Source organism: Pseudomonas eutrophicaquae (assembly GCF_023544715.1).
Taxonomy (GTDB): Bacteria; Pseudomonadota; Gammaproteobacteria; order Pseudomonadales; family Pseudomonadaceae; genus Geopseudomonas.
This window is the reverse complement of record NZ_JAMJEZ010000016.1, coordinates 25,869-51,871: the sequence shown is the minus strand read 5'-3', so window position 1 is coordinate 51,871 and position 26,003 is coordinate 25,869. Positions and strand designations below refer to the sequence as shown.

Here is a 26,003-nt window from a genome sequence, read left to right as displayed (position 1 = left end):
GGGGAGTACTTGGTGGATTTCTTCATGGCTCCATCCTCTCAAAGGTTGGAGCCTCCGGGAAAGCCGGGGCGGTTCACTGTGGCGGCACGGGCAGCGCGCTCCGCCCGCTCCCAAGAGCCGGCATGATCCGCTTCCCCGCCCTCTTGGGATGGGTCAGCCCTTAAGCCTGCCAACCTGTGCTCCCACACCTGGTACAGCGTCCACCCCGCCATCTCCGGGTCATAGCTGGGCTTCGCAGCTGCCGCTTGCTCCGCTACGGCTACAGCCCCAGCAGGTACAAGGCTGGCCTTCACCAGTTCATCCCGTAGTCTGGGCAACACCTGCCGCAGCTCGGTCGGCTGGTAGGAGCGCGAAAGCTCCAGCAGCTTCTGTGCGAGCGGGTCAAGCTCTGGCCGAATTGGGCGGTCGTACCTGCCTTCCAGTAGCTCGGCAATGCAGTGCTGGCGCTGGCGCTCCTCTAGCTCGGCATCGGTAAGCGCTGGCTCCGGCTCTGCTTTCGACTCTGGCGGGCTGCCGTAGCCTCCCGAGGTCTGCAGCTCCAGCAGGTCCAGGTCATCCGCATACTTAAGGGACAGCTCTACATCATCGTCTCGCGAAACCACAGCCAACACCCTGTCAAAGACTGATTCGAACCGCACAGCATGCAACCGGGCACGCTTGAGTGCCAGCCTTTGGCTATCAGTTTTCAGGGAGCGCCGGACCTCTCGCTTGCCGTTGACCAGCGGGCGCAACGGGGCAGGGATCACCATGCGGAAGTAGAAGGTTCCGTGGCGGTTCCGGGTCAGGTAGGAAGGGGCAGGTTTCATACTGGGCACCTGTCGATGCCCCACGTCGGTGTGACCTGTCAGTGGCGCACCTGCCGAAAATGGCAGGTCCAGATAGCACAAAGCCCCGGAATCCGGGGCTCTGCGCTTGTGATGGTGGAGCCGGGGGGATTTGAACCCCCGTCCGCCAGCTCTCCGCTATCGGTTCTACATGCTTATCCCAGTCTATTGAGTTAACCCATTGCCGCCCGACGGGCAGGGTGCTTTGGGCGAGCTGTATAAGTTTTAGTCGTTACGTCTACAGCGAACTTGGCGACGATCCTGTTCTATCTGACAGTCTTTTTGGGTTTACAGGCATCCCCTAGAGACTGCTGGGGCATTAAGCCGCCAGAGCGTAGTTGTCGTCGTTGGCAACTATAAAGTTGTAACAGTGGATTTACGAGTTCTGTTACCCACTCGGCATGCCCCTCAAGTTTTGTTACCGGCGTCGAATCCTGATCGGCCCCAGAATCAGCAGCTTGTTTGGCTTGGCGCGCAGTTTACGCCAATGCCCGGACAAGTCAAATGACTTGTACAGACATACAGCAACCGCTCGTCCCTTTCCTGCAGGCAACAAAAAACCGGCCGAAGCCGGTCTTTTGCACAGAACAGGATTAAGCCTGAACCAGCGCCTTGATGTGCGCGTTCAGACGGCTCTTGTGACGAGCAGCCTTGTTCTTGTGGATGATGCCCTTGTCAGCCATACGGTCGATGACCGGGACAGCTGCAGTGTAAGCAGCCTGGGCCTTGGCGACGTCTTTGGCGTCGATGGCCTTGACTACGTTCTTGATGTAGGTACGCACCATCGAGCGCAGGCTGGCATTGTGGCTGCGACGCTTCTCAGCCTGTCTGGCACGTTTTTTGGCGGAGGGGGAGTTGGCCACCGTCGAGCTCCTCGGAAACTGGGAATACCAAATAAATAAGGCCGCGAATCTTGCCGACACCGACTCCGGTTGTCAAGCGCTGATGCAGCATGGGGGGATCGCTGGCCGGCCAGGTGGGCACTGGCTTACACTCGCCGGCCTTTCAGGGGCGGGGATTAAAGCATGTCTGGCGAGTCGAGCAAAGGCGGTCTGTTGCGTTCCAGTGCAGTCGTCAGCGTGATGACCCTGCTCTCGCGGGTGCTGGGCATGGTGCGCGATATGGTGGTGGCCGGCTACTTTGGCTCAGGATCCGCGGCCGATGCCTTTTTCGTGGCCTTCAAGATTCCCAACTTCCTGCGTCGCCTGTTTGCCGAGGGCGCCTTCGCCCAGGCCTTCGTGCCGGTGCTGTCGGAGTACCGCACGCGGCGCTCACTGGCCGAGGTCAAGCAGCTGGTCGACCACGTCGCCGGCACGCTCGGGCTGGTGCTGACCGCGCTCACGGCCCTTGGCGTGATCGCCTCGCCGTATCTGGTCATGCTGTTCGCGCCGGGCTTTCATGGTGATACCGAAAAGCTCGCGCTGGCCGGTGACCTGCTGCGCATCACCTTTCCCTACCTGCTGCTGATCTCGCTGACCGCCTTCTGCGGGGCGATCCTCAACAGTTATGGACGCTTTGCGGTACCAGCGTTCACCCCGGTGCTACTGAATGTCTGCATGATCGGCTCGGCCGTGCTGCTCAGCCCCTACCTGGAGCAGCCGGTCATGGCACTGGCCTGGGGCGTATTCATCGCCGGTCTCGCCCAGCTGCTGTTCCAGCTGCCCTTCCTGGCCCGCATGCGCCTGCTGCCGGTGCCGCGTGTACGGCGGGGCGATGAGGGGGTCAAGCGCATCCTGACCCTGATGGTCCCGGCGCTGTTCGGGGTGTCGGTCAGCCAGATCAACCTGCTGCTGGACACGGTGCTGGCCTCCTTCCTGCAGACCGGCAGCGTGTCCTGGCTGTATTACGCCGACCGCCTCTCCGAGCTGCCGCTGGGCGCCTTCGGCATCGCCATCGGCACGGTGATCCTGCCCAGCCTGTCGCGCCAGCATGCCAGCGATGACCCCAAGGCCTTCTCGGCGACCCTCGACTGGGCACTGCGCATGGTGCTGCTGGTCGGCGTGCCGGCGGCGCTGGCGTTGGCGATCCTGTCCGAGCCGCTGATTGCCAGCCTGTTCCACTACGGCGCGATGACCGAGCGCGATGTGCTGCAGGCGGCCAAGGCGCTGGAGGCTTACGCGCTGGGGGTGCTGACCTTCATGCTGATCAAGGTACTGGCGCCCGGCTACTTTGCCCGTCAGGACATGAAGACCCCGGTGCGCATCGCCATTCAGTGCATGATCGCCAACATGGCGCTCAACCTGCTGCTGATCTGGCCGCTCGAACACGCCGGCCTGGCGCTGGCCACCTCGCTGTCCTCGATGCTCAACACCGCGCTGCTGTTCTGGGGTCTGTACCGGCTGGGCATCTACACCCCGGCGGCCGGTTGGGCACTGTTCAGTCTGCGTCTGGGGCTGGCCTGTGCGGCGATGGCCGCGCTGATCTTCTGGCTGAATGCGCCCTCAGCCGAGTGGTTCGCCTGGGACTGGCAGCAACGCGCCCAGCAGCTGGCTGTGCTGGTCGGCGCGGGGATCGCGGTTTTCGTCGCCACCCTGCTGCTGCTGGGCCTGCGGCTGCGCCACCTGCGCCGCTGAGGCCGGGCCAAACAGCCCTACGCCTGCTGCCTGCGCATGGGTATAATCGGCGCCCTTTCGAGCAAGATGCGTGCTATGCAACTGGTCCGAGGTCTCCATAACCTGCGGCCCTGTCACCGGGGCTGTGTTGCCACCATTGGCAATTTCGACGGTGTACATCGCGGCCACCAGGGCGTGCTGGCGCGCCTGCGCGAGCGCGCGCAACAGGCGGGCCTGCCCAGCTGTGTGGTGCTGTTCGAGCCGCAACCTCGCGAGTTCTTCACCCCGGCGCAAGCGCCGGCGCGGCTCAGCAGCCTGCGCGAGAAGCTCGAACTGCTGCGGGCCTTGGGCATCGACCGGGTGCTGTGCCTGAGCTTCAACCCTCGCCTGCGCGAGCTGTCGGCCGATCAGTTCATCCAGCAGGTGCTGATCGAGGGGCTGGGCGTGGCGCATCTGGAAGTCGGCGATGACTTTCGCTTTGGCTGCGACCGGCGCGGCGACTTTCGCCTGCTGGTCGAGGCCGGTCGCCAGGCCGGTTTCAGCGTCGAGTCGGCCAGCACCATCCTGCTGGATGGCCGGCGCATCAGCAGCACGCGGGTGCGCGAATGCCTGGCCGCGGGCGACTTTGCCGCCGCCAAGGTGCTGCTCGGACGCCCCTACGCCATTCAGGGTCGCATCCTGCACGGACAGAAGCTCGGCCGCACCCTGGGCGCACCGACCGCCAACGTACAGCTCAATCGCCTGCTCCCGGCGCTGCAGGGCGTGTATCTGGTCAGCGTCGAACTGGCCGGGCGGCACTGGCCAGGGGTGGCCAACATCGGCACCCGCCCGAGCGTAAAAGGCGATGGCCGCGCCCATCTGGAAGTTCACCTACTGGATTTTGCCGGCGATCTTTACGGTCGCCGCCTGTGCGTGCAGTTCCACCGCAAGCTGCGCGACGAACAACGATTCGCCTCCCTGGAGGCACTGAAGACGGCGATCACTGCCGACATCGCCGCCGCCCGTGCCCACTGGCAGGGTCAACCGTTAGAGAACCCGAGATGACCGACTACAAAGCGACCCTGAATCTGCCGGACACGGCATTCCCGATGAAAGCCGGGCTGCCGCAGCGCGAGCCGCAAACCCTCCAGTACTGGCAGGACATCGACCTGTACGCCAAGCTGCGCGCCCTGGGCGAGAACCGGCCGAAGTTCGTCCTGCACGATGGCCCGCCCTACGCCAACGGCAACATCCACATTGGTCACGCGGTCAACAAGATCCTCAAGGACATCATCATCCGCTCGCGCACCCTGGCGGGTTTTGATGCGCCCTATGTGCCGGGCTGGGACTGCCATGGCCTGCCGATCGAGCACAAGGTTGAAGTCACCCACGGCAAGAACCTGCCGGCCGACAAGACCCGCGAACTGTGCCGCGACTACGCCGGCGAGCAGGTCGAGGGCCAGAAGGCCGACTTCATCCGCCTCGGCGTGCTGGGCGACTGGGATAATCCCTACAAGACCATGAGCTTTGCCAACGAAGCCGGCGAGATTCGCGCGCTGGCCGAGATGGTCAAGGCTGGCTTCGTGTTCAAGGGCCTCAAGCCGGTCAACTGGTGCTTCGACTGCGGCTCGGCGCTGGCCGAGGCCGAGGTGGAGTATCAGGACAAGAAGTCCGACGCCATTGATGTGGCCTTCGCCATCGAGGACGCTGACAAGCTGGCCGCCGCCTTCGGCCTGGAGTTGCTGACCAAACCAGCGGCCATCGTGATCTGGACCACCACACCCTGGACCATCCCGGCCAACCAGGCGCTCAACGTCCACCCCGAATTCGACTACGCGCTGGTCGACACCGGCGCGCGCCTGCTGGTGCTGGCCGCCGAGCTGGTCGAGTCCTGCCTGCAGCGCTATGGCCTGGAAGGTGAAGTGCTCGCCACCACCAAGGGCGCGGCGCTGGAGCTGATCCGCTTCCGTCACCCACTGCATGACAGCGCCGAAGGTCTGGACAGCCCCTACAGCTACCGCCGCCTGTCGCCGGTGTACCTGGCCGAGTACGTCGAACTGGGCGCCGGTACCGGCATCGTCCACTCGGCGCCGGCCTATGGCGAGGACGACTTCCGCTCCTGCAAGCAGCACGGCATGCAGAACGACGAGATCCTCAACCCGGTGCAGAGCAACGGCGTCTATGTGAAGGATCTGCCGCTGTTCGGCGGCCAATTCATCTGGAAAGCCAATGCGCAGATCGTCACCGCGCTGGAAGCCGCCGGTGCGCTGCTCAAGCACGAAGGCATCCAGCACAGCTACATGCACTGCTGGCGGCACAAGACCCCACTGATCTACCGCGCCACCGCGCAGTGGTTCGTCGGCATGGACACGCAGCCTGAGCAGGGCGCCACCCTGCGCGAGCGCGCGCTGGCCGCCATCGAGCAGACCGAATTTTTCCCCGGCTGGGGCAAGCCGCGCCTGCACGCGATGATCGCCAATCGCCCGGACTGGTGCATCTCGCGCCAGCGCAACTGGGGTGTGCCGATCCCGTTCTTCCTGCACAAGGAAAGCGGCGAGCTGCACCCGCGCACGGCCGAGCTGATGGAGCTGGTCGCCCAGCGTGTCGAGCAGGAAGGCATCGAGGCTTGGTTCAAGCTGGACGCCGCCGAGCTGCTCGGCGCCGAAGCAGTCGACTACGAGAAGATCAGCGACACCCTGGATGTGTGGTTCGACTCCGGCACCACCCACTGGCACGTGATGCGCGGCTCGCACCCGATGGGTCACGAGCAGGGTCCGCGCGCCGACCTGTACCTGGAAGGCTCCGACCAGCACCGCGGCTGGTTCCACTCCTCCTTGCTGACCGGTGCGGCGATCGACGGCCACGCGCCGTACCGCGGCTTGCTGACCCACGGTTTTGTGGTCGATGAGAACGGCCGCAAGATGTCCAAGTCGCTGGGCAACGTGATCATGCCGCAGGAAGTCACCGACAGCATGGGCGCCGACATCCTGCGCCTGTGGGTCTCGGCCACCGATTACTCCGGCGAGATGGCGGTCTCCAAGCAGATCCTGCAGCGCAGCGCCGACGCCTACCGGCGGATCCGTAACACCATGCGCTTCCTGCTCTCCAACCTCAGCGGCTTCAACCCGGCCACCGACCTGCTGCCGCCCAGCGAGATGCTGGCGCTGGACCGCTGGGCGGTAGACGCCGCCGCGCAGCTGCAGAACGAACTGACCGAGGCCTACGAGCAGTACCGCTTCTGGAACGTCTACTCGCGGGTGCACAACTTCTGCGTGCAGGAGCTGGGCGGCTTCTACCTCGACATCATCAAGGACCGCCAGTACACCACCGCCGCCGACAGCGTGGCGCGGCGCTCCTGCCAGAGCGCGCTGTTCCACATCGCCGAGGCGCTGGTGCGCTGGATCGCGCCGATCCTCGCCTTCACCGCCGAGGAAATCTGGCAGTACCTGCCGGGCGAGCGCAACGAATCGGTGTTCCTCAACACCTGGTACGACGGCCTGTTCGAACTGGATGCCGCCGAACCGCTGGGCCGCGAATTCTGGGCCGAAGCGATGGCGGTCAAGGCCGCGGTCAACAAGGAACTGGAGAACCAGCGCAACGCCAAGACCCTCGGCGGCAGCCTGCAGGCCGAAATCACCCTGTACGCCGAAGAGGCGCTGACCGACAAGCTGGCGCGCCTCGGTGATGAGCTGCGCTTTGTGCTGATCACCTCCGCCGCCACCCTGGCGCCACTCAGCACAGCGCCTGCCGATGCGGTGGACAGCGAGCTGCCCGGCCTCAAGCTGCGGGTGGTCAAGTCGGCACACGCCAAGTGCGCGCGTTGCTGGCACCTGCGCGAGGATGTCGGCAGCCACGCCGAACACCCCGAGCTGTGCGGGCGCTGCGTGGACAACGTCGAGGGCGAAGGCGAGGTGCGTCACTATGCCTGATCGCCGTCACGGCCTGCCCTGCGGGGGCGTGAGATGAGCGCCCGCCCCTCTGCCCTGCCCTGGCTGTGGCTGAGCGTGCTGGTCTTTGTCCTCGATCAGCTCAGCAAGCTGCACTTTGAGGGCTGGCTCAGCCTCTATCAGCAGATCGAGGTGATTCCCGGCTACTTCGCCTGGACGCTGACCTACAACACCGGCGCCGCGTTCAGCTTCCTCGCCGAGCACGGCGGCTGGCAGCGCTGGTTCTTCGCCCTGGTCGCGGTCGGTGTCAGCGCCGTGCTGCTGGTCTGGCTCAAGCGTCTGCCGCGCCGCGGCCAGAGCTGGCTGGCCCTCGGGCTGGCACTGGTGCTGGGCGGTGCGCTGGGCAACCTGTTCGATCGCGTGGCTTATGGCCATGTGATCGATTTCATCCTGGTCCACTGGCAGCATCGCTGGTACTTCCCGGCCTTCAACATCGCCGACTGCGCGATCAGTGTCGGGGCGCTGCTGCTGGCGGTGGACATGTTCAAATCCGAGAAAACCGAGCAAAGCGGAGAGCGCAATGACTGAAGCACAGCGTATCGGCCCTGACCGTCAGGTAACCCTGCACTTCGCCATCAAGCTGGAATCGGGCGAGGTGGTCGACAGCACCGAAGGCAAGGCACCGGCCACCTTCACCGTGGGCGATGGCAACCTGCTGCCGGGCTTCGAGCAGGCCCTCTATGGCCTGAAGGCCGGTGACAAGCGCGCGCTGGCGATTGCTCCCGAGCAGGGCTTCGGCCAGCCCAACCCGCAGAACGTACAGGTGATGCCACGCAGCAATTTCGAAGGCATGGAGCTGTCCGAAGGCCTGCTGATCATCTTCAACGATGCGGCCAACACCGAACTGCCCGGGGTGGTCAAGGCCTTCGATGACGCCCAGGTGACCATCGACTTCAACCACCCGCTGGCCGGCAAGCTGCTGACCTTCGAGGTGGATATCGTCGACGTGCAGCCGGCCTGATTGGCGATTTCGGCGCTGGTGGATAACCGCATCCGCGTTATCCACCGCCCGCGCGGAGGGCCGCCAGGCCTTCCGCTGATGTTTCATTTTCTTGCGCGTGTCGAGAACAGCCATGCAAATCACCCTCGCCAATCCCCGCGGCTTCTGCGCCGGCGTCGACCGTGCCATCGAGATCGTCAACCGCGCCCTTGAGGTGTTCGGCCCACCGATCCACGTCCGCCATGAAGTGGTGCACAACAAGTTCGTCGTCGAGGACCTGCGCCAGCGTGGCGCGGTGTTTGTCGAGGAGCTCGACCAGGTGCCCGATGGCAGCATCGTCATCTTCAGCGCCCACGGTGTCTCGCTGGCGGTACGCGAGGAAGCCGAGCGGCGCGGCCTCAAGGTCTTCGACGCCACCTGCCCGCTGGTCACCAAGGTGCATCTGGAGGTGGCCCGTTACAGCCAGGATGGCCAGGAGTGCATCCTGATCGGCCATGCCGGCCACCCCGAGGTGGAAGGCACCATGGGCCAGTACCACACCGGCAACGGTGGGGCGATCTATCTGGTCGAAGACGAAGCAGATGTCGCGCGCCTTGAGGTGCGCAACCCGCAGGCGCTCTCCTACGTGACTCAGACCACCCTGTCGATGGATGACACCGCGCGGGTGATCGACGCCCTGCGCGCGCGCTTCCCGGCCATTCAGGGTCCGCGCAAGAGCGACATCTGCTACGCCACGCAAAACCGCCAGGACGCGGTCAAACAGCTGGCCGAAGGCTGCGACCTGCTGCTGGTGGTCGGCAGCCCGAACAGCTCCAACTCCAACCGCCTGCGCGAGCTGGCCGAGCGCATGGGCTGCCGGGCTTACCTGATCGATGGCGCCGAGGACCTGCAGCGCCCCTGGCTGGACGGTGTGCAGCGCATCGGCATCACCGCCGGTGCCTCAGCTCCGGAAGTGCTGGTGCAGGCGGTGATCCGCCAGCTGCGCGAATGGGGGGTGAGCGATGTGCAGGAACTGGCAGGCCGCGAGGAGAACATCACCTTCTCAATGCCCCGCGAGCTGCGCCTGATCGCCCGCGACTGAGCCTCAGCAGTGGCCGGCCTCGCCCTGCTCGCTGCGCAGGCGGCCACTGGCGCTGATTACCAGCCGGCGGATCGGCTGCCGGCCGCTGGCATGGCAGAGGGTCAGGGTGCCGGCCTGAAAGCCACCGCCCAGCAGTTCCGTGCCGCCATGCGGCATGAAGCGCACATACTGGCTGACCGGCGCATTCCCGCGCAGCAGCACACCACGCAGCGCTGCACCGTGGCCGAGCTGGCGCTCGCCGTCATCCCAGCGGCCGTTGCGATTGTGATCGACGAACATCACCCAGCCGGCCTGCCAGCCCTCGGCATGCGCCCCCAGCAGCACCGGACGCCGCTCGCTGACCGCCGCGTGACGGGCTAGATTCAGATCCTGCTGCAGTTGCCAGAAGGCGCTGTACATCTGCTGGGTGTGCCAGAGGTGCTGCAGCTGGGGCGCGCCCAGCGTCACCAGCAGCCCCAGCACCGCCATCACCAGCAGGGTCTCCAGCAAGGTAAACCCGGCGCACTGTCCCTTGAATCCCATCATCAGACTCCCGTGAGGCATTCTGGCCTCTGGGCAGCCTAGTGGCTGCCGGCACAGCGGCCAGTCGACGGCCCGCGCAAACCGCAAAACTGCGACCTGGATCGCGACCGGTTGCTCGACCACGCCCCGTTTCACCACGCGCATCGCAGGCACACTGCACCGGCAGAGGGAACTTTTGCCGGGAGGGCAAATCGCGATGCTGCAGCGGATGGATGGTTTCACCCTGATCGAGCTGGTCGTGGTCCTGACCGTGACCAGCCTGCTGGCCGTCCTCGGCTGGCCGAGCTATCAGGAGCACCGGGTACGCAGTCACCGCCTGAGCGCCCAGGCCCAGATGCTGGAAATCGCCAGCCGCCAGCAGCAGTTTCTGCTCACCCAGGGCCGCTATGCCTCCCAGGAGCAGCTCGAGGCCAGCGGCTACCAGCTGCCGGATGCCCTGCAGCCGCTCTATGCCTACCGCCTGAGCCTGAGCAGCACACCGCCCGCCTACACGCTGTACTTCACCCCTCGCCCCGGCAGTGCCCAGTTTGCCGATGCCCCCCTGAGCCTTGGCAGTGATGGCCAGCGCACGCCACCCGATCGGTGGTAAGCCACACCGCCAGCGGGGCGTGGCCTTGATCGAGCTGTTGGTGGCCAGCAGTCTGATGACCCTGAGCATCGTCGGCCTGGCGCTGCTGCAGGCGCACGCCCGCCAGGCTGAGCTGGAGTCCAGCCAGCACGCCCACGCCCTGCGTCTGCTGGATGACCTACAGCAGCGTTTGCTTGCCACCTCATCGCCCCTATCCGCCTACCTGACGCCGACCGCAGGCCTTGGCAGCGGCGACTGCCCGGCCCCCGGCATCAGCGCGGCTTCTCACGACTTATATGACTGGTGCCGGCGGCTACAGGGCCATGCTGTCCTGCAGCAGCAGGACAATCACTGGCAGCCGCTGGCCGGCCTGAATGGCGCACGGGGCTGCATCGAGCGGCTGGCGGAGGGCGCTTACCGGATCAGCATCGCTTGGCAGAGCGGGCTGGCGCTGGAGGCCCCTGCCGTCAGTCTGAGTTGCGGCCTTGGCCAGTACGATGGACCGGCGCATTGCAGCGCTGATCGCTGCCGGCGGGTGATCAGCCGGCGCCTGCCGGGGCCAACCTGAATGCGCCGCCCTCACCCACTGCAAAGGCGCCAGCATGGCCTGAGCCTCCTCGAGCTGCTGCTGGCCACCACCCTCGGCCTGCTATTGGGCGCGGCGGCGCTGCAACTGCTGCTCGAGGTGCGTCGCAACCAGGCCGCCCTGGAGCGCAGCGCGCTGGTCAGTGAAAGCGCTCGCTTTGCCCTGCACAGCCTGGCCTCCAGCAGCCGGCAGGCCGGTTTCTGGGCGAGTTTTCTGCCCGAGCATGACAACCCCTACGCACGTCAGCCATTGACCGGCTACCCACAGCGCCTCCAGCCGCCCACGCCCTGCCTGCCGTTTGCTCAGTGGTCCGCCGATGAGCAGGACAACCGCCTGCGCATGCCGCTGCAGAGCTTTGCCGCCGTGCCGGCCGGTTGCGAGAGTCTGCTGCGCCAGCACAAGGCCGGCAGCGATATCCTGCTGGTGCGGCATGTCGAGGCGCAGCCCAGCAGCGGCGTCGGCAATGCACGCCTGCACCTGCAGGTCGCCCTCTGCCATCGCCAGCCCCGGGGGCATTACCGGCTCGCCGCCAGCGGTTTCGACGCTCTGCAGCGCGATTGCCAGACGCCCGCGCCACTGCATCGCTATCTGGAGCGACTGTACTTCGTGCGTCAGGATCACACCCTGATGCGCGCCGAGCGCATCGGCAACGAGGGCAGCGAATGGAACCTGCAACCGCTGGTCGATGGCATCGAGCAACTGGTGGTGGAGCTGGGGCTGGACCAGCGCGATGCCGAGGGGTCACCCGTCGATTATCAGCGTGCGCCACAGCCACTGGCCGGCCGCTCACAGGCTCGCTATCGCGGCGATGGCCGCGCCGAAGGCCCGTTCGTGCGCTGCCCGCTGCAGGGCTGCACGGCGGATCAGCTGCTGGCGGTGGTGGTCGTACGCCTGCATGTGTTGGCGCGCGCGGCGCAGCGCGAGTCGCTGCCGGGCAGCCAGCGCCGCTACCAGATGGGCGGCAGCAGCTACCCGGTCGATGAGCGCACGGGGGCGCGCCTGCGCGAGCTGCACAGCCTGAGCGTGCTGCTGCCGCACGTCGCCCTGCGCCGCCAGGCCCCATGAACGCGCGCCAGCAGCGCGGTACCCTGATGCTGCTGATCCTGCCGCTGCTGCCGGTCATGGCACTGGCGGTCAGCGCCAGCCTGCGCACCAGCGACACCCAGACGCGGATCGTCCAGCATCTGCAGCAGCACCAGCAGGCCGAGAGCGCCGCCTGGCTGGCCCTGATGCAGCAGCTCGCCACAGACTGGCCGGGCCAGCCGCCACAAGCGCTGACTCTGGATCTGGACGGCGATGACCAGCCTGACCATCAGATCACCCTCGCCGCCCCGCTCTGCCTGCGAGCCGATCCCGACCCCGCACCGTCGGAGCCCCCGGCATCTGATCAGCCAGACACACCGGGCAGCACCACGCCGCTCACACTCGCCCCCCACCCTCCCGACCACTGGCTGACCCTCTGGCAGCTGCAGGCCAGCGCCCACGACCTGCACCAGCAAGCCCGCGCCGAGGTCCAGCTGATCCAGCGGCGCCGGCTGCCAAGCGCCCTCCGTCAGCGCCTCTGCCCACTGCCGGATGAAGCGCCCTCTTCTGCGCCATCGACCGCCGATGCCGCGACAAGCGCGCTAGACTCTGCAGCCCCCTGAGTCGATCCCCGCAGAGGTCTGTCCATGCGCAATATCCTTATCGTCGGTGGTGGTGCCATCGGCCTGCAGTCTGCCCGCCTGCTCGCGCGCGCCGGCTGCCGGGTGACCCTGGTCGAGCGCGGTGCGCTGGGCAGCGAGTCGTCCTGGGCGGGCGGCGGCATCGTCTCGCCGCTCTATCCGTGGCGCTACAGCCCGGCCGTGACAGCGCTGGCGCACTGGTCGCAGGACTATTACCCCACACTCGGCAAGCAGCTGATCGAGGAAGGCGGCATCGACCCCGAGGTGCAGGTCACCGGCCTGTACTGGCTGGATCTCGACGATGAGGCCGAGGCGCTGGACTGGGCCCGTGCACAGCACCGCCCCCTGCAGCCGGTACCGATCCGCGAGGTGGCAGAGCGCCTGCCCGCGCTGGGAGGCGGCTTTGCGCGCGCCCTGCATCTGGCCGATGTCGCCAACGTGCGCAATCCGCGGCTGGTCAAGGCACTGCGCGCCGCGCTGCAGCGTTTGGACAACGTACAACTGCTAGAGCACTGCCCGGTCGAGGACTTTGTGCTGGAGCAGGGCCGTCTGGTCGGTGTGCGCACCCCCCAGGGCGAGCTGCGCGCCGACGCAGTGGTGATCGCTGCCGGCGCCTGGAGCGGGGAGCTGCTGGCACAGCTAGACCTTGCCCTGCCGGTGGTGCCGGTCAAGGGCCAGATGATCCTGTTCAAGTGCGCTCCGAATTTCCTGCCGGCCATGGTGCTGGCCGGCGGGCGCTACGCCATTCCGCGCCGCGACGGCCATGTGCTGATCGGCAGCACCCTGGAGCACGCCGGCTTCGACAAGACCCCCACCCCCGAGGCGCTGGACAGCCTGCGCGCCTCGGCCGCCACGCTGCTGCCGGCGCTGGCAGAGGCTGAGGTGGTCGGTCACTGGGCGGGGTTACGGCCGGGCTCCCCCGAGGGCATTCCGTTCATTGGCAAGGTCGCGTCGATCCCCGGGCTGTGGCTGAACTGCGGGCATTTTCGCAACGGCCTGGTACTGGCCCCGGCTTCCTGCCAGCTCCTCTGCGACCTGCTGCTCGGGCAAGCGCCGATCGTCGATCCAACGCCCTACACGCCGGTGCTGTGATCGACCGCGCGGTGATCGGCAAATAGCTCACCCAGCCGGTGCGTACGCGCAGCGGATGGGCTCAAGCGCGCCGCTTGATCACCACAGCCCTTGAAGCGGGGCCCGCCCGGCGCGGATAATCTGCGGTTTTTCACGCAGTGCCCGCCAAGAGCTCACCGATGAAAGACAGCATTCGCCACCTGATCCAGCAAGCCCTGACCCGCCTGACCGCCGAGGGGGTGCTGCCCGAGGGACTGACGCCGGCGATCCAGGTGGAAAACACCAAGGACAAGAGCCACGGCGACTTCGCCAGCAACATCGCCCTGATGCTGGCCAAGCCCGCTGGGCGCAAGCCGCGCGAGCTGGCCGAGCAGCTGATCGCCGCGCTGCCCGCCGATCCGTCGGTGAGCAAGGTGGAGATTGCCGGCCCCGGTTTTCTCAACTTCTTCCAGAACAGCGACGCCCTGGCCGAGCGTCTGGAAGCGGCGCTGGCTGATTCCAAACTCGGGGTCACCAAAGCGGAAGCGCCGCAGCGCGTGGTGGTCGATCTGTCCTCGCCAAACCTCGCCAAGGAAATGCACGTCGGTCACCTGCGCTCGACCATCATCGGTGACGCCGTGGCCCGCACACTGGACTTTCTCGGCGATGAGGTGATCCGCCAGAACCATGTCGGCGACTGGGGCACCCAGTTCGGCATGCTGCTGGCCTTCCTGCAGGATCAGCCAGTGGACAGCGCCGCGGACCTCGGCGATCTGGAACATTTTTACCGCGCCGCCAAGAAACGCTTTGACGAATCCGCAGGCTTCGCCGACCGCGCCCGCGGCCTGGTGGTCAAGCTGCAGGCTGGCGATCCCGAATGCCGGCGCCTGTGGCAGCGCTTCAACGAGATTTCCCTCTCCCACTGCCAGGAGGTCTATGACCGTCTGGGCGTGCAGCTCGGCCCGGCGGATGTGCGCGGCGAAAGCGCCTACAACGCCGATCTGCCGCAGATCGTTGCCGCGCTGGAGGCCAAAGGTCTGCTCAGCGAGAGCGATGGCGCGCAGTGCGTGTTCATGGACGAGTACCAGAACGCCGAGGGCAAGCCGCTGCCGGTGATCGTGCAGAAGGCCGATGGCGGCTACCTGTACGCCACCACCGACCTGGCGGCGATGCGCTATCGCAGCCAGACCCTCAAGGCCGACCGGGTGCTGTACTTCGTCGACCAGCGCCAGGCCCTGCACTTCCAGATGGCCTTCGAGGTGGCGCGCCGCGCCGGCTTCGTCCACGCCGGCATGGAGCTGGAGCACATGGGCTTCGGCACCATGAACGGCGCCGATGGCCGGCCGTTCAAGACCCGCGACGGCGGCACCGTCAAGCTGATCGACCTGCTCGACGAGGCCGAGGCAAAGGCAGAAGCAGTACTTAGAACCAAAAACCCCAAAACGGTTGTTCAAAACGGGCAACTTGGTCACGAACACTCTCGTGAAAAGTCCCCTCCACCTGCCGTCATGGGAAAAAGTGACATTAAGGAAATTGCAAAAGCGGTAGGTATTGGAGCAGTTAAGTACGCAGATCTATCCAAGCACCGCACCAGTGACTACATATTCAACTACGAGCAGATGCTCAGCTTTGAAGGCAACACTGCACCCTATCTCCTGTACGCACTTACCCGAATCCACAGCATATTCCGCAAACTGAACAAACAGATCAGCGACGCACTCCCAGGACGGATCACCATCCAAGCCGAACACGAGCAGGCGCTGGCCGCCAAGCTCGCTCAGTTCGCCGAGGTGGTCAACGCCGTGGCCGCCAAGGGCACGCCCCATGTGCTGTGCAGCTACCTGTACGAGCTGGCCGGGCTGTTCTCCAGCTTCTACGAGCATTGCCCGATCCTCGCCGCCGAAGAGGCCGCCGTGCAGCAGAGCCGCCTGCGCCTCGCTGCGCTGACCGGTCGCACCCTCAAGCAGGGTCTGGAACTGCTCGGCCTGAGCCCGCTGGAGCGCATGTAAGCCCATGGCGAACCGCAAGCACAAGTCACGCCCGCGGGGCGCCAGCCGACCCCAGCCGGCGGCGCCGCAACGCCGCACGCTGCCGCCCTGGGCTTGGCTGGGGATCGGCTCGGTGATCACCGCCTTCGCGTCCTTCCTCTATCAGCTGGAGCCGGGCCGCGAGGAGCCGAGCGCGGCCAAGCGCGCAAGTGCCCCGGCGGCGCAGACCGCCAGCGAGCCGCCTGCGGCCCGCTACGATTTCTACAAGCTGCTGCAGGAGTCGCAGGTCAACAACCCGCCGCAGCGCCAGCAACCGCCCAGCACGCCGGCACCGACACCCGAACAGTTGCGCGCGCTGGATGCCGCACGTGCCCAGGCGCTGCTCGAAGGCCGCACCCCGCCACCACTGCCCGCGGCCGCGCCAGCCGCCCCGGCCGCCGCACCGCTGCCGGTGACACCCGCACCGGCGCCGAGCATCACAACCGCCCCGCCGGCAAGCCCCGCGCCGAGCGTGGCAGCGGTGCGCCCGCCACCGGTCCCGGTCAGCCCGCCGCCCGCGCGCCCGGCACCACCACCCCCGGCTCCGCCACCGGCACGCCCAGCGGCACCGCCGCCCGCCCCAGCGGCCGCCCCCGCCAGCAGCAATCAGCGCTTTGTGGTGCAGGCCGGCGCGTTCAGTACCCGCGAGCAGGCGGAAAGTACCCGCGCACGGCTGCTCTTGATCGGTCAGGATGCCCGCATCGAATCCGGGCAGGTCAATGGCCGGACCTGGCACCGCGTGGTGGTCGGCCCGTTCGGCAACCGCCAGCAGGCCGACAGCGCCCAGCGCCAGCTGGGGACCAATGGCCTGAACGGCGTGGTCCAGCAGCGCCGCTAAGCGCCCACCGCCGCCTGCGACCTTGGTCGGGCGGCGGTTGAAAAGCTGCGCCACATTCCCCATATCGTCCTGCATCATTGCTTTTATTCGTTCCCAGCAGGAGATCGCCCCCTTGACCACCATCGTTTCAGTACGCCGCAACGGCAAAGTCGTCATGGGCGGTGACGGCCAGGTGTCCCTCGGCAACACCGTGATGAAAGGCAACGCCAAGAAGGTCCGCCGCCTCTATCACGGCCAGGTGCTGGCCGGTTTTGCCGGTGCCACCGCCGATGCCTTCACCCTGTTCGAGCGCTTTGAAGGCCAGCTGGAAAAACACCAGGGCCATTTGATCCGCGCCGCCGTCGAGCTGGCCAAGGACTGGCGTACCGACCGCAGCCTCAGCCGTCTGGAGGCCATGCTGGCGGTGGCTAACAAGGACGCCTCGCTGATCATCACCGGCAACGGCGATGTGGTGGAGCCCGAACACGGGCTGATCGCCATGGGTTCGGGGGGCGGCTTCGCCCAGGCCGCGGCGCTGGCGCTGCTGCAAAAGGGCGACCCGAACCTCTCGGCCCGCGAAATCACCGAAACGGCGCTGAACATCGCCGGCTCCATCTGCGTGTTCACCAACCAGAACCTGACCCTCGAAGAACAGGACTGCGCGCAGTAAGCGCGGGGTCGCCCGGAGTTAGCCCGACATGTCCATGACACCCCGCGAGATCGTCTCCGAACTCAACCGCCACATCATCGGCCAGGACGACGCCAAACGCGCCGTGGCCATCGCCCTGCGCAACCGCTGGCGGCGCATGCAGCTGCCCGCTGAGCTGCGCCAGGAAGTCACCCCGAAGAACATCCTGATGATCGGCCCGACCGGCGTCGGCAAGACCGAAATCGCCCGCCGCCTGGCCAAGCTGGCCAACGCGCCGTTCATCAAGGTCGAAGCGACCAAGTTCACCGAAGTCGGCTACGTTGGCCGCGATGTCGAGTCGATCATCCGTGATCTGGCCGATGCCGCACTGAAGATGCTGCGCGAGCAGGAAGTCGAGAAGATGCGTTTTCGCGCCGAGGACGCTGCCGAGGAGCGCATCCTCGACGCCCTGCTGCCACCGGCGCGCACCGGCTTTGGCGATGAGCCGGCGCCGCGCGAGGACTCCAGCACCCGCCAGCTGTTCCGCAAGCGCCTGCGCGAGGGCCAGCTGGACGACAAGGAAATCGACATCGAAGTCGCCGATCTGCCGGCCGGCGTGGAGATTATGACTCCGCCGGGCATGGAGGAGATGACCAGCCAGCTGCAGAATCTGTTCGCCGGTCTCGCCAAGGGCAAGAAGAAGACCCGCAAGCTCAAGGTCGCCGATGCGCTGAAGATGATCCGCGACGAGGAAGCCGCGCGGCTGGTCAACGAGGAGGATCTCAAGGCCCGCGCCCTGGAAGCGGTCGAGCAGAACGGCATCGTGTTCATCGACGAGATCGACAAGATCGCCAAGCGCGGTAACGTTGGTGGCGCCGATGTGTCCCGCGAGGGCGTGCAGCGTGACCTGCTGCCGCTGATCGAGGGCTGCACGGTCAACACCAAGCTCGGCATGGTCAAGACCGACCACATTCTGTTCATCGCCTCCGGCGCCTTCCATCTGAGTAAGCCGAGCGATCTGGTGCCGGAGCTGCAGGGCCGTCTGCCGATCCGCGTCGAGCTCAAGGCGCTGAGCCCACAGGACTTCCAGCGCATCCTCAGCGAGCCGCATGCCTCGCTGACCGAGCAGTACAGTGCGCTGATGAAGACCGAGGGGCTGAACATCCAGTTCGCCGCTGATGGTATCCAGCGCCTCGCCGAGGTCGCCTGGCAGGTCAACGAGAAGACCGAGAACATCGGTGCGCGCCGCCTGCACACCCTGCTCGAGCGCCTGCTGGAGGAGGTCTCCTTTGCCGCCGCCGATCTGGCGCTGGAGCGCGGTGAAAGCGCCATCGTCATTGATGCCGCTTACGTCAACACCCAGCTGGGCGAGCTGGCCGAGGACGAAGACCTGTCGCGCTACATCCTGTAACGCCTGGCGGCGCCGCACCCCGAGCGGGGGCGGCGCCCGTCTTCGCGGCCTGCCCCGGGCACTCCCCGCCCCGTGTTTTGATCCCTCGCCGAGCCCGTTTTCCCATGTCCATCCCGACCGCTATCCGGCTGCACAAGGCCTCTCGCACCCTCGAACTGCAGTATGGTGACGCGCATTATCAGCTCAGCGCCGAGTTCCTGCGCGTGCATTCTCCCTCGGCCGAGGTGCGCGGCCACGGCCGGCCGGTGCTGCAGCACGGCAAGCAGGCGGTCGCGCTGGTCGGGGTCGAGCCGGCCGGGCAGTACGCGCTCAAGCTGATCTTTGATGACGGCCACGACAGCGGCCTGTACAGCTGGGATTACCTCTACCAGCTGGCCACCACCCAGGACGCGCTGTGGGCCGAGTATCTCGCCGCCCTGGCCGCCGCCGGCAAGTCGCGCGATCCGGATGAATCGGTGGTGCGCCTGCTGCTCTAAGCGGCCCCCGCGGCCGCGCGCGTCAAGACAAAGCCCGGGCTGGCGATTAGAATGGCCGGCACATTTTTTCAGGTGACAGCGACATGAGCGACCCGCGCAAGCCCGATTCTGCCGAGCCCACCACCCACTTCGGTTACCAGAGCGTGCCGCAGAGCCAGAAGGCGCAGAAGGTCGCCGAAGTATTCCACTCGGTGGCCGCCAAGTATGACCTGATGAACGACGTGCTCTCCGGTGGTCTGCATCGCTTGTGGAAGCGCTTCACCCTCGAGCTGTCCGGTGTGCGTCCCGGCAACCGGGTGCTGGACATTGCCGGTGGCACCGGCGATCTGGCCCGCGCCTTCTCGCGTCTGGTCGGCCCGAGCGGCGAGGTGGTGCTGGCCGATATCAACGACTCGATGCTCAAGGTCGGTCGCGACAAGCTGCTCGACTGCGGCGTGGCCGGCAATATCAGCTTCGTCCAGGCGGATGCCGAAAAGCTGCCCTTCCCCGACAACCACTTCGATGTGGTGACCATCGCCTTCGGTCTGCGCAACGTCACCCACAAGGAAGACGCCCTGCGCTCGATGCTGCGAGTACTCAAGCCCGGCGGCCGGCTGCTGGTCCTGGAGTTTTCCAAGCCCGGCAACCCGCTGCTGGCCAAGGCCTATGACGCCTACTCGTTCGCCTTCATGCCGCTGGCCGGCAAGCTGATCACCAACGATGCCGACAGCTACCGCTACCTGGCGGAGTCGATCCGCATGCACCCCGATCAGGAAACCCTCAAGGGCATGATGGCGGATGCCGGCTTCGAGCAGGTCACCTACCACAACATGACCGGCGGTATTGTCGCCCTGCATCGCGGTATCAAGCCCTGATGGAAGCGCCGCTGCTGCCGCACGCCGTGCTGGCTGCCGCCGAGGCCGTCCTGACACAGGCCCTGCGTCTGGACAGCACCGCCCTGCCCCGTCTGGCCCGCCTGCAGGGCCACGTGGTCGCGCTGCACTACAGCGCACCACGCGGCGCGCTGTATCTGTTGCCCGGGGCCGATGGCCTGCGCCTGGCGGCCCACTGGGCCGCACCCGCCACCTGCACCCTGAAGGCACCGGCCAGCCGCCTGCTGCAGCTACTCGCCAGCCGCGACAAGACCCGCGTGCTGCACGCCCCGGATGTCCAGCTTGAGGGTCAGAGCAGCGCCCTGCTGGAACTGGCGGCCATCCTCCAGGATCTGGAGCTGGACTGGGAAGGCGCCCTGGCCGAGCGGCTCGGCCCGCTCGGTGCGCTGGCGCTGGCGCGTCCGCTGCAGCAGCTGTGGCGCTGGCAGCGCGAAACCCGCACAAGGCTTGGCGAGGATCTGGCCGACTGGCTCAGCGAGGAGCTGCACAGCCTGATCGGCCAGCGCGAGGCCGAGGCACGCTTTGCCGAACTCGATGCCCTGAAACTCGATCTTGAGCGCCTCGAGGCCCGCTGTGCGCGCCTTGCCCGCCGCCTGCCGGACACCGACTGAGCCCATGAAGCTGCTTGCCCTGCGCCGCCTGTTTCGCATCCAGCGCGTCATCGTCCGCTACCGGCTCGACGATCTGCTGCTCGCCCTGCCGCTGCCCTGGGGCCTGCGCCTGCTGCTGCGCCTGCTGCCCTGGCGCTGGCTGCCGCGCCGCACGCTGGAGATGCCGCGCGGCGAGCGCCTGCGCCGCAGCCTTGAGGAACTCGGCCCGGTGTTCATCAAGTTCGGGCAGATCCTCTCCACCCGGCGTGATCTCTTGCCCGGCGATATCGCCGACGAGCTGGCCCGCCTGCAGGACCGGGTCCCGCCCTTCCCCGCCGCGCAGGCGATCGCGCTGATCGAGCAGCAGCTCGGCGCACCGCTCGCCCGCCTGTTCACCCGCTTCGACCCGCAGCCGCTGGCCAGTGCCTCGGTGGCCCAGGTACACGCCGCGCAGCTGAAAAGCGGCGAGGATGTGGTGGTCAAGGTGGTACGTCCGGGGCTTGAGCCGGTGATCCGTCAGGACATGGCCTGGCTGTTCCTCTTGGCGCGGCTGGCCGAGCGGCTGTCCCGCGATGCCCGCCGCCTGCGCCCGGTCGAGGTGGTCAGCGACTACCAGAAGACCATCCTCGACGAGCTGGATCTGCTGCGCGAGGCGGCCAACGCCACCCAGCTGCGGCGCAACTTCGAGGGCTCGACGCTGCTCTACGTCCCGCAGGTCTACTGGGACTGGTGCCGCCCGCAGGTGATGGTCATGGAGCGCATCTACGGCATTCCGGTCACCGACCTGGCGGCGCTGCGCGATCAGGGCACCGATCTCAGGAAGCTCGCCGAGCGCGGGGTGGAAATCTTCTTCACCCAGGTGTTTCGCGACAGCTTCTTCCATGCCGACATGCACCCCGGCAACGTGTTCGTCAGCACTCGCACGCCCCATGATCCGCAGTACATCGGCATCGACTGCGGGATCATCGGCAGCCTGACCGCCGAGGATCAGGACTACCTGGCCCGCAACCTGCTGGCCTTCTTCAAGCGCGACTACCGCAAGGTCGCCCAGCTGCACATCGACTCCGGCTGGGTGCCGCCGGATACCCCGCTCAATGACTTCGAGGCAGCGATCCGCACCGTCTGTGAGCCGATCTTCGAGAAGCCCCTCAAGGACATCTCCTTCGGCCAGGTGTTGCTGCGTCTGTTCCAGACCGCGCGGCGCTTCAACATGGAGGTGCAGCCGCAATTGGTGCTGCTGCAAAAGACCCTGCTGAACATCGAAGGGCTGGGCCGCCAGCTCTACCCCGATCTGGATCTGTGGGTCACCGCCAAGCCGTTTCTCGAGCGCTGGATGCGCGAGCGGATCAGCCCGCTGCGCCTCTTGCGCAACCTGCACCAGCAGGCCGAGCAGGTGCCGCAGCTGACCCGCAAGGCCGAGCGCGCCCTGGAGCGCATCGCCCAGGGCGGCGCGCAGCCTGCGGCAAAACGTCATCCTTGGCCGGAGCGCCTGCTGGGTGCCGTGCTGCTACTGGGCGCGGCCAGTCTGGGCGTGCATCCTGATCCGCAGACTTGGCCGGCCTGGAGCATGCTGGCCGGCGGTCTGTACCTGATCCTGCGCCGATAGCCACCAACGCCCGGCGCTGGCACACTGCGCAGCGCCCCCTGACAATGAAGAACGACCGATGAGCAACTGGCTGGACGAAATTCACTGGAACGCCGACGGACTGGTCCCGGCGATTGCCCAGGACCACAAGACCGGGCGCATCCTGATGATGGCCTGGATGAACCGCGAATCCCTGCAACTGACCGTTGACGAGGGCCGCGCCATCTACTGGTCGCGCTCGCGCGGCAAGCTGTGGCGCAAGGGCGAGGAATCCGGCCACGTGCAGAAGCTGCACGAGCTGCGCCTGGACTGCGACGCCGACGTGATCGTCCTGCAAGTCGAGCAGCTCGGTGGCATTGCCTGCCACACCGGGCGTGAGAGCTGCTTCTACCGGGTCTACGAAAACGGCGCCTGGCAGACCGTCGATGCGGTGCTCAAGGATCCGCACGCCATCTATGAAAAGGGTCACAGCCATGAGTGAAGCCACCAGCCACGACACCCTCGCCCGCCTGGCCGCAGTGCTGGAAGCGCGCAAGGGCGCCGCAGCCGACAGCTCCTATGTCGCCAGCCTGTACCACAAGGGCCTGAACAAGATCCTCGAGAAAGTCGGTGAGGAGTCGGTGGAAACCATCCTCGCCGCCAAGGACGCTGCCGTGAGCGGCGACTGCAGCGAGCTGATCTATGAGACCGCCGACCTGTGGTTCCACTCGCTGGTGATGCTCGCCGCCCTCGGCCAGCACCCGCAGGCGGTGCTCGACGAGCTGGACCGCCGCTTCGGCCTCTCCGGGCACGCCGAAAAGGCCGCCCGTTCGCACTCCTGATTTCAACCTACTCGGAGATTCCATCATGGGATTCGGCGGCATCAGCATCTGGCAACTTCTGATCATCCTGCTCATCGTGGTCATGCTGTTCGGCACCAAGCGGCTCAAGTCGCTGGGCTCGGACCTGGGTGATGCCATCAAGGGCTTTCGCAAGTCGGTGAACACCGAGGAAGACGCCGGCAAGCCCACGGTTGAGGACAAGACCCAGACCCTGCAGGGCGAATCGCGCAAGGTCGACGATCCGGCGCGAAAGCCCTGAGCCTCTCGCGGAGCGTGGCGCAATCATGTTCGACATAGGCTTTAGCGAACTGCTGCTGGTCGCCCTGGTGGCGCTGCTGGTGCTGGGTCCCGAGCGCCTGCCGGGTGCGGCGCGCACCGCCGGCCTGTGGATCGGCCGGATCCGGCGCAGCTTTGCGGCGATCAGGAGCGAGGTGGAGCGCGAGATCGGCGCCGACGAGATCCGCCGCCAGCTGCACAACGAGAACATCCTCGCCCTGGAGCGCCAGCAGCAGGCAACCCAGGCGAGCAACCCGCCGGCCACGCCGAGCGCGGCGCCGCCAGGCACTGCCATGCCGGACGGCGCCCAGGCAGAGGCTGTCCCGCCCGGCTCCATGCCGCCCAGCCCGGCCTCGCCAGGTCCGTCCGCCACCGGCGCCGCCAGCCACGCCGTTGCCGACCAACCCGTCGCCCCCAGTGAGCCGCCGCGCACGCCATGACCGATCAGACCCCTGCCAGCGATCAGGAAATGCCCCTGGTTGCCCACCTCACCGAACTGCGTAACCGCCTGCTGCGCTGCGTGGTCATCGTCCTGCTGCTGTTTGCCGGACTGTTCTACTTCTCCCAGGACATCTACGCGCTGGTCGCCGCGCCGCTGCGAGTCTACCTGCCCGAAGGCGCAACCATGATCGCCACCGGGGTCGCCTCGCCGTTTCTCACCCCGTTCAAGCTGACCCTGATGGTCTCGCTCTTTCTGGCCATCCCGGTGATCCTCCAGCAGGCCTGGGGCTTCATCGCGCCGGGGCTGTACCAGCACGAGAAGCGTATTGCCATCCCGCTGCTGGTCGCCAGCATCCTGCTCTTCTATGCCGGCATGGCCTTCGCCTACTTCGTGGTCTTCCCGATCATGTTCGGCTTCTTCGCCAGCGTGACGCCTGAAGGCGTGGCGATGATGACCGACATCGGCCAGTACCTGGACTTCGTGCTGACCTTGTTCTTCGCCTTTGGCGTCGCCTTCGAGATCCCGATTGCCACCTTCCTGCTGATCTGGACCGGCATCGCCCCGGTCGAAACCCTCAGCCGCAGCCGACCCTACGTAGTCCTCGCCTGCTTTGTGATCGGCATGCTGCTCACCCCGCCGGATGTGTTCTCGCAGACCCTGCTGGCCGTGCCGATGTGGCTGCTGTTCGAGGCCGGCCTGCTGTTTGGTCGCCTGGTGCGGCGCAGTCCGCCGCCCCCGGCCGAGCAGCCCGGCCCGCCGGCGCCCCTGCCATGAACCTGTTGCTGCTCGAAGCTGCGGACCTGATCGCCAGCGACCGTGCCCGGCTGCAAGGCCGGCGCCTGCGCCACCTGCATGAGGTGCACCGCGCCGGCGTCGGTGACAGCTTGCGGGTCGGTCTGCTGGAGGGGCGGATGGGCCTGGCGCAGATCGTGCATCTGGACGAAACCTGCGCCGAACTGGTTCTGCAGCCGCTCGATCAGCCGCCGCCGGCCAAGCTGCCGATCACCCTGCTGCTGGCCCTGCCACGGCCGAAGATGCTCAAGCGCGTGCTGCAGACCGTGGCCAGCATGGGCGTGCCGCGCCTGGTGTTGATGGGCAGCTACCGGGTGGAGAAGAGCTTCTGGCAGACCCCGTTCCTCAGCCCCGAGGCCATCCGCGAACAGCTGATCCTCGGCCTTGAGCAGGCCCGCGATACCGTGCTGCCCGAGGTGCGCATCGAGCGCTACTTCAAGCCGTTCGTCGAGGATCGTCTGCCGGCGCTGGCGCAGGGCACCCAGGGCCTGATTGCCCACCCCGGCGACTATCCGCCCTGCCCGCGTGCGCTGAACACGCCGCTCACCCTGGCGATCGGCCCGGAAGGTGGCTGGATCCCCTACGAGGTGGAACAGCTGCAGCGCGCAGGACTTGCGCCGGTGCAGCTGGGCGAGCGTATCCTGAGAGTGGAAACCGCTGTCACCGCCCTGCTCGCCCGCCTGTTCTGAGCGGGCCTGCGGGCGCCAGGAATCGACCCACGCGGCAGGGTATTGCCGTACCAAAACAATGAGGATGCACGATGATGCGTCAATGGTTGCAACGCAGCTCCCGCGGTCAGGATGAATTCGCCGCCATCAAAGCCTCGGTCGCCACCATCGAGTTCCGCCCGGACGGGCAGATCATCGATGCCAACGACCTGTTCTGTGACACCGTCGGCTACCCGCGCAGCGAGCTGCAAGGCGCTCATCACCGCCTGCTCTGCCCATCCGATGTGGTGCAGAGCAGTGAGTATGCGCAGTTCTGGCAGCGGCTGGCGGGCGGTGAGTCGTTCGGTGGCAAGTTCAAGCGCCGCCACCGCGATGGCTCGATCCTCTGGCTGGAAGCCACCTACATCCCGGTGCGCAACCGTCAGGGGCAGGTCAGCAAGATCCTCAAGCTGGCCAACGACATCACCCGCCGTGCCGCCGATGCCATGCACACCAACAGCCTGGTCAGCGCCCTTGACCGCTCGATGGCGGTGATCGAGTTCGAGCCGGATGGCACGGTCATTACCGCCAACGACAACTTTCTGCGCGCCATGGGCTATCGCCTGGAAGAGATCGAGGGCCGCAACCACAGCCAGTTCTGCACCCAGGCCTACCGCTCCAGCCACGACTATCAGCGCTTCTGGGAGCAGCTGCAGAGTGGGCAGTTCTATGCCGGGCAGTGTGAACGGGTCACCAAGTCGGGGCAGACGGTGCTGCTGGATGCCACCTACAACCCGATTCTCGACGATCAGGGGCAGGTGGTGCGGGTAATCAAGCTGGCTTCTGACATCAGCGAGCAGGTCAAGCGTCAGGAGGTCGAGCGCGAAGGGGCACGTATCGCCTACC

At 66.5% G+C, this 26,003-nt stretch carries 28 protein-coding genes, 1 other RNA gene and 1 pseudogene; 26 read left to right on the top strand and 4 right to left on the bottom strand.

Going from position 1 to position 26,003, the window contains the following annotated elements; genetic code table 11:
• Positions 1–38: 38 nt before the first annotated feature.
• The 3 genes from MXC11_RS08810 to rpsT form a co-directional block, all read right to left on the bottom strand.
• A complete protein-coding gene (locus tag MXC11_RS08810) occupies positions 39–806 on the bottom strand; it encodes a DUF6538 domain-containing protein (RefSeq protein WP_250008705.1) in 768 nt (255 codons plus the stop codon).
• Between the two features lie 112 nt (positions 807–918).
• Positions 919–1,270: a transfer-messenger RNA gene (ssrA, locus tag MXC11_RS08805) on the bottom strand.
• 147 nt (positions 1,271–1,417) lie between these two features.
• Complete coding sequence (gene rpsT / locus MXC11_RS08800) at positions 1,418–1,687, bottom strand: 30S ribosomal protein S20 (protein WP_250008698.1); 270 nt, start codon at positions 1,685–1,687, stop codon at positions 1,418–1,420.
• 162 nt (positions 1,688–1,849) lie between these two features.
• Between rpsT and murJ the strand changes: the two genes are divergently transcribed.
• The 6 genes from murJ (at position 1,850) to ispH (ending at position 9,323) form a co-directional block, all read left to right on the top strand.
• Positions 1,850–3,397, top strand: coding sequence for a murein biosynthesis integral membrane protein MurJ (gene murJ, locus MXC11_RS08795; RefSeq protein WP_250008692.1), 1,548 nt, complete (start codon positions 1,850–1,852; stop codon positions 3,395–3,397).
• A gap of 75 nt (positions 3,398–3,472) precedes the next feature.
• A complete protein-coding gene (gene ribF / locus MXC11_RS08790; protein ID WP_250008691.1) occupies positions 3,473–4,420 on the top strand; it encodes a bifunctional riboflavin kinase/FAD synthetase in 948 nt (315 codons plus the stop codon).
• Positions 4,417–7,284, top strand: coding sequence for an isoleucine--tRNA ligase (gene ileS / locus MXC11_RS08785; protein WP_250008683.1), 2,868 nt, complete (start codon positions 4,417–4,419; stop codon positions 7,282–7,284). Before ribF ends, ileS begins: the two co-directional genes overlap by 4 nt.
• A 33-nt stretch (positions 7,285–7,317) precedes the next feature.
• Positions 7,318–7,830 (top strand): signal peptidase II, encoded by a 513-nt coding sequence (gene lspA / locus MXC11_RS08780; protein WP_250008676.1) that lies wholly within the window; start codon positions 7,318–7,320, stop codon positions 7,828–7,830.
• Entirely contained in the window at positions 7,823–8,263 is a 441-nt protein-coding gene (locus MXC11_RS08775) for an FKBP-type peptidyl-prolyl cis-trans isomerase (RefSeq protein ID WP_250008666.1), read from the top strand. The genes lspA and MXC11_RS08775 overlap by 8 nt, the downstream gene beginning before the upstream one ends.
• A 112-nt stretch (positions 8,264–8,375) precedes the next feature.
• A complete protein-coding gene (gene ispH, locus MXC11_RS08770) occupies positions 8,376–9,323 on the top strand; it encodes a 4-hydroxy-3-methylbut-2-enyl diphosphate reductase (RefSeq protein WP_250008659.1) in 948 nt (315 codons plus the stop codon).
• 3 nt (positions 9,324–9,326) lie between these two features.
• Here the strand turns inward: ispH and MXC11_RS08765 are convergent, their stop codons facing one another.
• The gene (locus MXC11_RS08765; protein ID WP_250008653.1) at positions 9,327–9,848 is read right to left on the bottom strand and encodes a GspH/FimT family pseudopilin; all 522 of its coding nucleotides are present in this window, start codon (positions 9,846–9,848) and stop codon (positions 9,327–9,329) included.
• Between the two features lie 193 nt (positions 9,849–10,041).
• Here MXC11_RS08765 and MXC11_RS08760 point away from each other — a divergent pair, with 193 nt between their 5' ends.
• The 20 genes and pseudogenes from MXC11_RS08760 to MXC11_RS12260 all read left to right on the top strand — a co-directional run.
• The gene (locus MXC11_RS08760; RefSeq protein ID WP_250008643.1) at positions 10,042–10,434 is read left to right on the top strand and encodes a type IV pilin protein; all 393 of its coding nucleotides are present in this window, start codon (positions 10,042–10,044) and stop codon (positions 10,432–10,434) included.
• Positions 10,403–10,981 (top strand): PilV family protein, encoded by a 579-nt coding sequence (locus MXC11_RS08755; RefSeq protein ID WP_250008637.1) that lies wholly within the window; start codon positions 10,403–10,405, stop codon positions 10,979–10,981. The genes MXC11_RS08760 and MXC11_RS08755 overlap by 32 nt, the downstream gene beginning before the upstream one ends.
• Complete coding sequence (locus MXC11_RS08750) at positions 10,982–12,064, top strand: PilW family protein (protein ID WP_250008631.1); 1,083 nt, start codon at positions 10,982–10,984, stop codon at positions 12,062–12,064. It abuts the gene before it with no gap.
• Positions 12,061–12,645, top strand: coding sequence for a hypothetical protein (locus MXC11_RS08745; RefSeq protein ID WP_250008628.1), 585 nt, complete (start codon positions 12,061–12,063; stop codon positions 12,643–12,645). Before MXC11_RS08750 ends, MXC11_RS08745 begins: the two co-directional genes overlap by 4 nt.
• A 24-nt stretch (positions 12,646–12,669) precedes the next feature.
• Complete coding sequence (thiO, locus tag MXC11_RS08740) at positions 12,670–13,755, top strand: glycine oxidase ThiO (protein WP_250008620.1); 1,086 nt, start codon at positions 12,670–12,672, stop codon at positions 13,753–13,755.
• Between the two features lie 158 nt (positions 13,756–13,913).
• Positions 13,914–15,722: an arginine--tRNA ligase gene (gene argS / locus MXC11_RS08735; RefSeq protein ID WP_250008613.1), complete on the top strand. Its 1,809-nt coding sequence runs from the start codon at positions 13,914–13,916 to the stop codon at positions 15,720–15,722.
• 4 nt (positions 15,723–15,726) lie between these two features.
• Complete coding sequence (locus MXC11_RS08730; RefSeq protein WP_250008608.1) at positions 15,727–16,578, top strand: SPOR domain-containing protein; 852 nt, start codon at positions 15,727–15,729, stop codon at positions 16,576–16,578.
• A 112-nt stretch (positions 16,579–16,690) separates the two neighbouring features.
• Positions 16,691–17,227, top strand: coding sequence for an ATP-dependent protease subunit HslV (hslV, locus tag MXC11_RS08725; RefSeq protein ID WP_250008597.1), 537 nt, complete (start codon positions 16,691–16,693; stop codon positions 17,225–17,227).
• Between the two features lie 28 nt (positions 17,228–17,255).
• Positions 17,256–18,596, top strand: coding sequence for an HslU--HslV peptidase ATPase subunit (gene hslU / locus MXC11_RS08720; protein WP_250008592.1), 1,341 nt, complete (start codon positions 17,256–17,258; stop codon positions 18,594–18,596).
• A gap of 104 nt (positions 18,597–18,700) precedes the next feature.
• Positions 18,701–19,072, top strand: a complete 372-nt coding sequence (locus MXC11_RS08715; protein ID WP_250008585.1) for a gamma-butyrobetaine hydroxylase family protein — start codon at positions 18,701–18,703, stop codon at positions 19,070–19,072.
• A gap of 83 nt (positions 19,073–19,155) precedes the next feature.
• Complete coding sequence (gene ubiE / locus MXC11_RS08710) at positions 19,156–19,926, top strand: bifunctional demethylmenaquinone methyltransferase/2-methoxy-6-polyprenyl-1,4-benzoquinol methylase UbiE (protein ID WP_250008579.1); 771 nt, start codon at positions 19,156–19,158, stop codon at positions 19,924–19,926.
• 11 nt (positions 19,927–19,937) lie between these two features.
• Entirely contained in the window at positions 19,938–20,555 is a 618-nt protein-coding gene (locus tag MXC11_RS08705; protein ID WP_250008712.1) for a ubiquinone biosynthesis accessory factor UbiJ, read from the top strand.
• 4 nt (positions 20,556–20,559) lie between these two features.
• The gene (gene ubiB, locus MXC11_RS08700) at positions 20,560–22,140 is read left to right on the top strand and encodes a ubiquinone biosynthesis regulatory protein kinase UbiB (protein ID WP_250008574.1); all 1,581 of its coding nucleotides are present in this window, start codon (positions 20,560–20,562) and stop codon (positions 22,138–22,140) included.
• 58 nt (positions 22,141–22,198) lie between these two features.
• Positions 22,199–22,600 (top strand): phosphoribosyl-AMP cyclohydrolase, encoded by a 402-nt coding sequence (hisI, locus tag MXC11_RS08695; RefSeq protein WP_250008557.1) that lies wholly within the window; start codon positions 22,199–22,201, stop codon positions 22,598–22,600.
• Positions 22,593–22,940 (top strand): phosphoribosyl-ATP diphosphatase, encoded by a 348-nt coding sequence (locus tag MXC11_RS08690; RefSeq protein ID WP_250008548.1) that lies wholly within the window; start codon positions 22,593–22,595, stop codon positions 22,938–22,940. Before hisI ends, MXC11_RS08690 begins: the two co-directional genes overlap by 8 nt.
• A 25-nt stretch (positions 22,941–22,965) precedes the next feature.
• Complete coding sequence (tatA, locus tag MXC11_RS08685) at positions 22,966–23,199, top strand: twin-arginine translocase TatA/TatE family subunit (protein ID WP_250008541.1); 234 nt, start codon at positions 22,966–22,968, stop codon at positions 23,197–23,199.
• Positions 23,200–23,224: 25 nt separating this feature from the next.
• Entirely contained in the window at positions 23,225–23,656 is a 432-nt protein-coding gene (gene tatB, locus MXC11_RS08680) for a Sec-independent protein translocase protein TatB (RefSeq protein WP_250008534.1), read from the top strand.
• On the top strand, positions 23,653–24,432 hold the full coding sequence (tatC, locus tag MXC11_RS08675; protein WP_250008510.1) for a twin-arginine translocase subunit TatC: 780 nt from the start codon (positions 23,653–23,655) through the stop codon (positions 24,430–24,432). The genes tatB and tatC overlap by 4 nt, the downstream gene beginning before the upstream one ends.
• Positions 24,429–25,139: a 16S rRNA (uracil(1498)-N(3))-methyltransferase gene (locus MXC11_RS08670; RefSeq protein WP_250008493.1), complete on the top strand. Its 711-nt coding sequence runs from the start codon at positions 24,429–24,431 to the stop codon at positions 25,137–25,139. The genes tatC and MXC11_RS08670 overlap by 4 nt, the downstream gene beginning before the upstream one ends.
• 71 nt (positions 25,140–25,210) lie before the next feature.
• Positions 25,211–25,960 (top strand): annotated as a pseudogene (locus MXC11_RS12260) (PAS domain-containing protein); the annotation flags it as partial.
• Positions 25,961–26,003: the final 43 nt, after the last annotated feature.

Bases quoted from the DNA above. Each gene is read 5' to 3' on its own strand.
- MXC11_RS08810 (WP_250008705.1), bottom strand. From the start codon at position 806: ATGAAACCTGCCCCTTCCTACCTGACCCGGAACCGCCACGGAACCTTC.
- ispH (WP_250008659.1), top strand. From the start codon at position 8,376: ATGCAAATCACCCTCGCCAATCCCCGCGGCTTCTGCGCCGGCGTCGAC.
- MXC11_RS08765 (WP_250008653.1), bottom strand. From the start codon at position 9,848: ATGATGGGATTCAAGGGACAGTGCGCCGGGTTTACCTTGCTGGAGACC.
- ileS (WP_250008683.1), top strand. From the start codon at position 4,417: ATGACCGACTACAAAGCGACCCTGAATCTGCCGGACACGGCATTCCCG.
- MXC11_RS08755 (WP_250008637.1), top strand. From the start codon at position 10,403: ATGGCCAGCGCACGCCACCCGATCGGTGGTAAGCCACACCGCCAGCGG.
- MXC11_RS08730 (WP_250008608.1), top strand. From the start codon at position 15,727: ATGGCGAACCGCAAGCACAAGTCACGCCCGCGGGGCGCCAGCCGACCC.
- MXC11_RS08760 (WP_250008643.1), top strand. From the start codon at position 10,042: ATGCTGCAGCGGATGGATGGTTTCACCCTGATCGAGCTGGTCGTGGTC.
- MXC11_RS08690 (WP_250008548.1), top strand. From the start codon at position 22,593: ATGAGTGAAGCCACCAGCCACGACACCCTCGCCCGCCTGGCCGCAGTG.
- hisI (WP_250008557.1), top strand. From the start codon at position 22,199: ATGAGCAACTGGCTGGACGAAATTCACTGGAACGCCGACGGACTGGTC.
- tatB (WP_250008534.1), top strand. From the start codon at position 23,225: ATGTTCGACATAGGCTTTAGCGAACTGCTGCTGGTCGCCCTGGTGGCG.
- tatA (WP_250008541.1), top strand. From the start codon at position 22,966: ATGGGATTCGGCGGCATCAGCATCTGGCAACTTCTGATCATCCTGCTC.
- MXC11_RS08715 (WP_250008585.1), top strand. From the start codon at position 18,701: ATGTCCATCCCGACCGCTATCCGGCTGCACAAGGCCTCTCGCACCCTC.
- ribF (WP_250008691.1), top strand. From the start codon at position 3,473: ATGCAACTGGTCCGAGGTCTCCATAACCTGCGGCCCTGTCACCGGGGC.
- lspA (WP_250008676.1), top strand. From the start codon at position 7,318: ATGAGCGCCCGCCCCTCTGCCCTGCCCTGGCTGTGGCTGAGCGTGCTG.
- argS (WP_250008613.1), top strand. From the start codon at position 13,914: ATGAAAGACAGCATTCGCCACCTGATCCAGCAAGCCCTGACCCGCCTG.
- MXC11_RS08670 (WP_250008493.1), top strand. From the start codon at position 24,429: ATGAACCTGTTGCTGCTCGAAGCTGCGGACCTGATCGCCAGCGACCGT.
- MXC11_RS08775 (WP_250008666.1), top strand. From the start codon at position 7,823: ATGACTGAAGCACAGCGTATCGGCCCTGACCGTCAGGTAACCCTGCAC.
- ubiB (WP_250008574.1), top strand. From the start codon at position 20,560: ATGAAGCTGCTTGCCCTGCGCCGCCTGTTTCGCATCCAGCGCGTCATC.
- thiO (WP_250008620.1), top strand. From the start codon at position 12,670: ATGCGCAATATCCTTATCGTCGGTGGTGGTGCCATCGGCCTGCAGTCT.
- MXC11_RS08750 (WP_250008631.1), top strand. From the start codon at position 10,982: ATGCGCCGCCCTCACCCACTGCAAAGGCGCCAGCATGGCCTGAGCCTC.
- ubiE (WP_250008579.1), top strand. From the start codon at position 19,156: ATGAGCGACCCGCGCAAGCCCGATTCTGCCGAGCCCACCACCCACTTC.
- murJ (WP_250008692.1), top strand. From the start codon at position 1,850: ATGTCTGGCGAGTCGAGCAAAGGCGGTCTGTTGCGTTCCAGTGCAGTC.
- tatC (WP_250008510.1), top strand. From the start codon at position 23,653: ATGACCGATCAGACCCCTGCCAGCGATCAGGAAATGCCCCTGGTTGCC.
- hslU (WP_250008592.1), top strand. From the start codon at position 17,256: ATGTCCATGACACCCCGCGAGATCGTCTCCGAACTCAACCGCCACATC.
- MXC11_RS08745 (WP_250008628.1), top strand. From the start codon at position 12,061: ATGAACGCGCGCCAGCAGCGCGGTACCCTGATGCTGCTGATCCTGCCG.